Below are 7869 nucleotides of genomic sequence, written 5' to 3'. Positions count from 1 at the left end.
AACCTCCAGCGCCCCGCATCTCTGCAGCACCGCCTCAGTAGCGAAGCCCTCGACTATAGCATGAGTTCGGAGGGCGAAAAGAAAGTTGATCATTTCTTTCCTGAAGGCCTCCTCCAACCTGCGCTCCATGCAGGCGTCGGCCACGCCACGACCACTGCGCCTCCTTGCGGTCCTCTACTAAAGGGTGAGAAAACACATCCAGTGGGGGTGCGAGCGCCCAGCCCAGTTCTGCCCCATCGCCGGCAACACCACCCTCCCCCCGATAATCCTGCCCTTATGGCACTTATCACCTTACTGGACGCCCAACTCGCATTTGGGCATGTTGCACTGCTGGACCACGCCGGCTTTTCCCTGGAGACTGCCGAGCGCGTGGGACTGATCGGGCGCAATGGCGCGGGCAAGTCCTCGCTGCTCAAGATTCTCGGGGGGCTGGCCAAACCAGACGACGGCTCACTGCAGGTACAACAGGGCGTGCGCATTGCCTTCGTGGCCCAGGAACCCTCTCTGGATTCCACCGCCACCATCTTCAAGTCCGCGTCCGAAGGATTGCAGCGCGTCATTGCCATCCGTGACCAGTACCTGTCGGGTGCGGAAGGCCTGGACCTCGATGCCCTGCAATCCGAAATTGAAGCGTACGACGCCTGGAACTGGGAACAGCGGGTAGAGGAAACACTGCAGCGCCTGCATCTGGATCCGGATGCCGTTGTGGGCACGTTGTCAGGGGGAACCAAGAAGCGTGTGGCACTCGCACAAGCGCTGGTAGCCCGCCCGGACGTCCTGTTGCTGGATGAGCCCACCAACCATCTGGACCTCGACTCTATCGAATGGCTTGAAGACCTTCTGCTTGATTTTCCAGGCAGTGTGGTCACCATCACCCATGACCGGTCGTTCCTGGACCGCGTTGCCACCCGCATCGTGGAGCTTGATCGTGGGCAGTTGCGCTCCTACCCCGGCAACTTCGCGCAATACCAGATACAAAAGGAGGATCAGCTGGCCCAGGAAGCCGTCATTTCCGCCAAGGCCGACAAACTCCTCGCCCAGGAGGAAGTCTGGATTCGCCGCGGCGTCGAGGCGCGCCGCACCCGCAGTCAGAGCCGCATCAGCCGCCTGGAGCACCTGCGCGCGCGCCGCGAGGCCCGCCGGGAAGTGGTGGGCAGCGTTCGCATGGACGTAGCGACCGGCAGCTCCAGCGGGTATCAGGGCAAGATCGTCGCGGAGCTCAACGGTGTGGGCAAATCCTTCGGCGACAAGACCATTGTGCGCAACTTCACCGGAACGATCCTGCGCGGCGACAAGGTGGGCTTGATAGGACCCAACGGCGCAGGCAAAACCACCTTGCTCAAGATGATTCTCGGGGAGCTGGCACCCGACGAAGGCACCATCCGCCAAGGCGCCAATCTGCAGGTCGCGTATTTCGACCAGATGCGCCATGCCGTCAACCTGGATGCCACGCTGGAGGACTTCATCAGCCCAGGCAGCGAATGGATCGAAATCGGCAACCAGCGCAAGCATGTCAAGAGCTACCTGAGCGACTTCCTGTTCTCTCCGGCCCGCGCGCATTCCCCTGTCCGCTCGCTGTCGGGCGGCGAGCGCAACCGGCTGCTGCTGGCCCGGCTGTTCGCGCGTCCCGCGAATGTCCTGGTACTGGATGAGCCCACCAATGACCTGGACATCGACACCCTCGATCTTCTGGAGGAGCTGCTGGAGAACTACGAAGGTACCGTGTTCCTCGTCAGCCATGACCGGACTTTTCTCGACAACGTGGTCACCAGCACCATCGCCTTCGAGGGCGACGGCCTGTGGCGGGAATATGAAGGTGGCGTGCAGGACTGGTTGCTGCAATCCAAGCGCAGCCGGGCACTCCAGGCCTCCCCCGCGCCCGGCCAGAAGGCCGGCCGAGAGAATTTGAGCGAAAACCCAGCTCAGGCCTCATCCAGCAAGCGCGAGCCGCTATCAAAAAAGAAGCTTAGCTACAAGGAACAGCGTGAGCTCGACCAGTTGCCTGCACAGATCGCCGGACTCGAAGCAGAGCAGCAGGAACTGCAGGATGCTCTGGCGGATGGCACCCTGTACAGCGCCGACCCCGCACGGGCCGCCGACATGACCACGCGGGCCGGGGCCATCGAGGAAGAGTTGATGGCTGCACTGGAACGCTGGACGGCCCTGTCCGCCTGAGGCACCAAGGCACCGGGCACAAGCAGGACCGCGCTGCTCTGTCGCCAAAATGCGCGGCCTGCAACGCAGGCCGTGCCCGGCCATCAGATCCGGTGGTGCAGCCGATCCGTCGCGCCCCGCAAACGCGTAATCAATGCGGAGGCGATCTGCCCCAGCGGCAGAACCTCATCCGCGGCGCCGTGGGCAATGGCTTCGCGCGGCATGCCAAATACGATGCAGCTGGCTTCATCCTGCACGTAGTTGTAGCTGCCGGCATCCTTCATCTCTTTCATCGCGGCCGCGCCATCGTTGCCCATTCCGGTGAGCATGATGCCGAAGGCATTGCGCCCCACCACGGCAGCGGCCGACTTGAACAGCACCTCGACCGAGGGCTTGTGGCGATTCACCGGCGGGCCATCATCCACCACGGCAACATAGTTGGCACCACTGCGGGCCACGTGGAACTGGGTTCCCCCCGGAGCGATGTAGGCATGGCCAGGCAGGATGCGTTCCCCGTTCACGGCTTCCTTGACCGTGATCTGGCACAAGCCATTGAGGCGGGCCGCGAAGCTGGTGGTGAAACCCGGGGGCATATGCTGGGTGATGACAATGGCGGGCGAATCCGCCGGCATCTGCACCAGCACCTCCTTGATGGCCTCGGTACCGCCGGTGGATGCCCCGATGCAAATCAGTTTTTCGGTGGACAGGCGCCCCAGGAGCGCCGACGCGGGCATGGCAGGCGCTGCACCTGCACCACTCCCCGCACCGCCAGCAGCGGTGGTTTCGCGAGCGGGCGCGCGGCGAACCTGCGCCACCGCGGCCACGCGGATCTTGTCCACGATCTGGGTGGCCAGATCGTTGAGGCCGCTGGCCAGGCCGACACGGGGCTTGGCCACAAAATCCACCGCGCCCAGTTCCAGCGCCTTCATCGTCACTTCAGCGCCCCGCTCCGTCAGCGTGGAAATCATCACCACCGGCATCGGTCGCAAGCGCATCAGCCGCCCCAGGAAGTCGATGCCGTCCATGCGCGGCATCTCGACATCCAGTGTGATGACATCGGGATTGAGCTCGCGGATCATCTCGCGCGCCACCAAGGGATCATTGGCCGTGCCGATGCACTCCATGTCCCGCTGCCGGTTGATGATCTCGGACAGCAGACTGCGGACCAACGCCGAATCGTCCACCACGATCACCCGGATTTTCCTGCTCATTAACTCACGCCTTCCTCAAAACAGATCGACAGAACCGCCCGAGGTGGTCTTGGCCACGGTGGCGGCATTGCCGCGCACTTCCTGGGCCACCAGGGCCTCGGGATGTGCGTGCGCCAACCGCTTGACCATGGCTTTCCCTGTGATGGGGAAAAAAACCACCTTGCGCGGATAGATATCCAGCACATCCTCGGAGACGATGGGAATACGCTCCGTGTGAAGGTAGTTCAAAACAAAATTGGTGTTGCGCTCACCGACATTCATCGTCGTGAAGTTGTGCATGACCTGCGCCCCGCCAAAAATCTTGGCCTGCATGGTTTCGCGGCGGGCTCCGAGCTTGAGCATCTCGTTGATCAGCAATTCCATGGCGTACGAGCCATAGCGCCCCGAGGCATCCCCCACATCGCCATCGGGCAGCATGAAATGATTCATGCCTCCTATGCGCGCACGGCTGTCCCACAGGCAGGCGGCAATGCATGACCCCAGCACGGTCATGATGACCATGTTCTCGTCGGCGACAAAATATTCGCCCGGAAGGACCTTCACGGCATTGTGCTGAAAGTGATGGTCCAGATAAAAGAAGGAAGCCTCCCCGGGTTTGCGGCTGTGCGCCTTGAGCTCCTGCAGCGAAGACTCCCGGGCCGGCCCTGACCCGGCGGCATAGATGTCCGCGCTCAGGGGGGCGATGCGGGGAGCACGGCGCCGCTCGGACATGCCAGGCGCGGCAACGGCCGAAGAAGGGGATGAGCCTGATGGAGTGGTGGTCATGTGTGCTCGGTGCTAGGCAACATGGCGGGTCAGCGACGCTCGTACACCGTTTTGCCGCGCAGCGTAAACAGGTCCCTGGACTCGCTGAAGTTCTCGGCATGCCCTACAAACAGCATGCCGCCGGGCTTGAGGACCCTGTGGATCCTCTCCAGCACCCGCCGCTGCGTGGGTGCATCAAAGTAGATCATCACGTTGCGGCAAAAAACCACATCGAAGGGCTCTTTGAACGGCCAGTCGTCCCGGATGAGGTTCACACTCATGAAATCAATGGCACGCCGCAGTTCCGGCTTGGCCCGCACCATGCCCAGATTGGCCCCCTTGCCCCGCAGAAAGAACTTCTGCAGGCGCTCCGGGCTCAGGCCTTTGAGGCTGTCGAGGCGGTACACCCCCTGCGCTGCCGTCGCCAGCACGCGGGAATCGATGTCGCTGGCGGTCAGCTTGAAAGACGCGTTGGCCCCCAGCGCCTCGAACGCCGTCATCACGATGGAATAGGGTTCTTCTCCGGTAGAGGCGGCATTGCACCAGACCCGCCAGCCAGTCGATGGCTTGCTGCGCAGATGCGAGGCGAAGATCTCGAAATGGTGCTGTTCGCGGAAGAAGGCCGTGAGGTTGGTGGTGAGCGCATTGATGAACTCCTGCCACTCCGGGCCGTCATGCGTCTCAAGCCATCCGAGATAGTCGTGAAAACTGTTGTGCCCCGTGTCACGCAAACGGCGCGAAAGGCGGCTGTACACCATGGCGTGCTTGCCGTCGTGCAAGCTGATGCCCGCGCGCTGATAGATCAGCGCCTGCACCCGCGCGAAATCCGCATTGGTCCAGACAAACTCGCGCCCCTGGGCCAGCGGCCCCGAGGGGGCAGCCGCGGCGGCATAGGCCGGATCCACCCTGGCGGTGGTGGGCCGGGCCGTGGGGAATGCACTGGTGGGTTGGGCCATATTGATCGTCCGACGGGAAATCCTGTTCGCTCCAAGAGACCTGCTAGCCACACCCGCCATCTGCTGGCAGGTGCTGGATCCACCACTGGTGTGACGGTTGCGCCCTATTCGCCCTATTCGTTGGCGGTCACCAGCCCCATGTCCACACCGGACATGAGTTTCTCGATGTCCAGCAGAATCAGCATGCGCTCACCCACCGACCCGAGCCCGAGGATGCAGCTGTTGTCGATGGCGCTTTCAATATCCGGTGCAGAGCGAATGCTCTCGGGCGTCAGTTCCATCACATCGCTGACGGAGTCCACCACGATTCCGACCACCCGGTTGCGGAGGTTCAAGATGATGACCACCGTGAAGCTGTTGTAGTCCGCCTGCGCGCAGTTGAACTTGAGGCGCATGTCGACAATGGGCACGATCGTGCCACGCAGGTTCACGACGCCCTTAATGAAACTGGGGGCGTTCGCAATCCGTGTCGGTGGCTCATAGCCACGGATCTCCTGCACCTTCAGGATATCGATGCCGTACTCTTCCTGGTCGAGGCGGAACGTCAGATATTCGCGGGTGCCCGTTGGCACCGCCTCTGCGGTTTTACCCATCACACTCATGGTGAATTCTCCTTTCGTGACAGCGCCCTGCCCTTCGGGCACGGCTGCTCAAATCTAGTGGCGCGCCCGCCGCACCAGCCCGCCCGTATCCAGGATGAGCGCCACCGTGCCGTCGCCCAGAATGGTGGCGCCCGACACGTTGGGGACCTTGCGGTAGTTCGATTCCAGGTTCTTGACCACCACCTGGTGCTGGCCCAGCAGCTCATCCACCAGCAGCGCAACACGGCTGCCATCCGCCTCCACGACCACCATGATGTTGCTGGACTTGTTGGGGTCAAAACGCGGCACCTGGAAGATCTTTTCCAGCGCGATCACCGGCATGTATTCGTCGCGCACCTTCACCAGTTGCGATCCCTGTGCCACGGTGCTCACATCGTCCGCGTTGACCTGGAAGGACTCCACGACGGAAGACAGCGGCAGGATGTAGACCTCGTCGCTCACCCCCACGGACATGCCATCCATGATGGCCAGCGTCAACGGCAGGCGCACGGAAACCTTCATTCCGTAACCCTCGGCCGAGTCAATCTCCACCGACCCGTTGAGCGCCGCGATATTGCGCTTGACAACGTCCATGCCCACGCCACGCCCGGACACGTCGGTCACCTCGTCGGCGGTGGAAAAGCCTGGTGCAAAGATCAGTTGCCAGACCTCCGCATCGCTCATCTGCTCGGACACTTCGATGCCGCGCTCCTGCGCCTTGCTGAGGATCTTCTCGCGCGAGAGGCCACGGCCATCGTCGCGCACCTCGATCACGATCGATCCGCCCTGGTGCGAGGCCGACAGCGTGATGGTCCCGTGTTCCGACTTGCCCTTGGCCAAGCGGTCCGCCGGCATCTCGATCCCATGGTCGCAGCTGTTGCGCACCAGGTGTGTCAGCGGATCGGTGATCTTCTCGACCAGCCCCTTGTCCAGTTCGGTGGCCTCGCCCAGCGTCACCAGTTCGACCTTCTTGCCCAGCTTGTTCGCCAAGTCCCGCAGCATGCGGGGGAAGCGGCTGAAGACGATGGACATCGGAATCATGCGGATCGACATGACCGATTCCTGCAGGTCGCGCGTGTTGCGATCCAGGTCGGCCAGCCCCGCCAGCAGCTGCTGGTAGGCGCCTGCATCCAGCCCCCGGCTGTTCTGCGCGAGCATCGCCTGGGTGATCACAAGTTCACCCACCAGGTTGATGAGCTGGTCGACCTTTTTCACGTCCACGCGAATCGTCGTGGACTCCATCTGCGCCTGCATGGCGACCTTGGGCTCCGCAGCCTTGGGGGCCGCAGCCTTGGGCGCTTGTGCGGGGGCCTGCGCTGCCGCCCGGGGCGCATCGGTACCGGGAGCACCCGGCGCATCGCTGAAGAAGCCGTACGCCTCGCCTCCGGCGGCATCCGCGGCGACCACGACATCGTCGTCCGCGTCCTCCGGGGCTGCAGCCGCTGCTGCAGCGGCCTCACGGATGAGGACCTGCTCCTTGGACACATGGAAGGCGAACAGGTCGAGCAGATCATCGTTGGTGGAGGTGGTCTCCACCGCGAACAGCCGCGTGTTGGGCTGGGTGCTTTCCATGTCCCGGATGGCACCGAGCCCGGGAATATCCCGGAACAGTTCCTTGATGGCATCGGCCTGCTGCGGCCGCTCCAGCGGGCCGATCTGGATTTCCAGTGCACGCGCCTGTCCGGCGACTGCGGGCGTCACCGCCTTGGGCGCTGGAGCCGCTACCTGCGGGGCTGGCGCAGGTAGCGGTGGTGCCACGGCGGGCGCGTCGCTGGGGACGAGCCCCGCAGCAAGCTCACTGATGCGGCGCACCAGCGACGTGGTGGAGACAGCCTCTCCCTGGCCTCCGGCCTGATGGCGGGCCAGCAAGCTGCGGGATGCATCGGCGGACTCCAGCAGCACGTCCACCATCTGGGGAACGGGTTGCAGCTCATGGCGGCGCAACCGGTCCAGCAAGGACTCCATCTGGTGCGTCAGCTCCGCCACGTCCGAAAAACCAAAGGTGGCCGAGCCACCCTTGATGGAATGGGCGCACCGGAAGATGCCGTTGAGCTCTTCATCATTGGCGCTGCTCAGATCCAGATCCAGGAGCATCTGCTCCATCTGGTCCAGGTTTTCGCCCGCTTCCTCGAAAAAGATCTGATAGAACTGGCTCAGGTCGAAGTCAGCGCCTGCTCCCGATCCTTCTTGGTAGGTTTCCGCCATCGTGGGCTCCTGTGTACT

General features: G+C 63.1%; 6 protein-coding genes. 1 reads left to right on the top strand and 5 read right to left on the bottom strand.

Annotated elements, in window-relative coordinates:
• Positions 1-276: 276 nt before the first annotated feature.
• Positions 277-2175 carry an ATP-binding cassette domain-containing protein gene (locus AC07PV_RS24010; protein WP_494631501.1) on the top strand — a complete coding sequence of 633 codons (1899 nt, stop codon included), beginning with the start codon at positions 277-279 and terminating at the stop codon, positions 2173-2175.
• 83 nt (positions 2176-2258) lie between these two features.
• Here AC07PV_RS24010 and AC07PV_RS24005 read toward each other — a convergent pair whose 3' ends face one another.
• From AC07PV_RS24005 to AC07PV_RS23985, 5 genes are all read right to left on the bottom strand, one after another.
• The gene (locus AC07PV_RS24005) at positions 2259-3365 is read right to left on the bottom strand and encodes a protein-glutamate methylesterase/protein-glutamine glutaminase (protein ID WP_218296986.1); all 1107 of its coding nucleotides are present in this window, start codon (positions 3363-3365) and stop codon (positions 2259-2261) included.
• A gap of 15 nt (positions 3366-3380) precedes the next feature.
• Entirely contained in the window at positions 3381-4130 is a 750-nt protein-coding gene (gene cheD / locus AC07PV_RS24000) for a chemoreceptor glutamine deamidase CheD (protein ID WP_218296985.1), read from the bottom strand.
• Positions 4131-4159: 29 nt separating this feature from the next.
• A complete protein-coding gene (locus AC07PV_RS23995; protein WP_369643490.1) occupies positions 4160-5065 on the bottom strand; it encodes a CheR family methyltransferase in 906 nt (301 codons plus the stop codon).
• A 113-nt stretch (positions 5066-5178) separates the two neighbouring features.
• Positions 5179-5667, bottom strand: a complete 489-nt coding sequence (locus AC07PV_RS23990) for a chemotaxis protein CheW (protein ID WP_218296984.1) — start codon at positions 5665-5667, stop codon at positions 5179-5181.
• Between the two features lie 54 nt (positions 5668-5721).
• The gene (locus AC07PV_RS23985) at positions 5722-7851 is read right to left on the bottom strand and encodes a chemotaxis protein CheA (RefSeq protein ID WP_494631500.1); all 2130 of its coding nucleotides are present in this window, start codon (positions 7849-7851) and stop codon (positions 5722-5724) included.
• Positions 7852-7869 lie beyond the last annotated feature (18 nt).

It is taken from the genome of Acidovorax sp. GW821-FHT09A11 (assembly GCF_059418365.1).
This window is presented reverse-complemented; position numbering and strand designations above follow the sequence as displayed.

Coding starts and splice junctions, on each gene's coding strand:
- AC07PV_RS24010 (WP_494631501.1), top strand. CDS start 277: ATGGCACTTATCACCTTACTGGACGCCCAACTCGCATTTGGGCATGTT.
- AC07PV_RS24005 (WP_218296986.1), bottom strand. CDS start 3,365: ATGAGCAGGAAAATCCGGGTGATCGTGGTGGACGATTCGGCGTTGGTC.
- cheD (WP_218296985.1), bottom strand. CDS start 4,130: ATGACCACCACTCCATCAGGCTCATCCCCTTCTTCGGCCGTTGCCGCG.
- AC07PV_RS23995 (WP_369643490.1), bottom strand. CDS start 5,065: ATGGCCCAACCCACCAGTGCATTCCCCACGGCCCGGCCCACCACCGCC.
- AC07PV_RS23990 (WP_218296984.1), bottom strand. CDS start 5,667: ATGAGTGTGATGGGTAAAACCGCAGAGGCGGTGCCAACGGGCACCCGC.
- AC07PV_RS23985 (WP_494631500.1), bottom strand. CDS start 7,851: ATGGCGGAAACCTACCAAGAAGGATCGGGAGCAGGCGCTGACTTCGAC.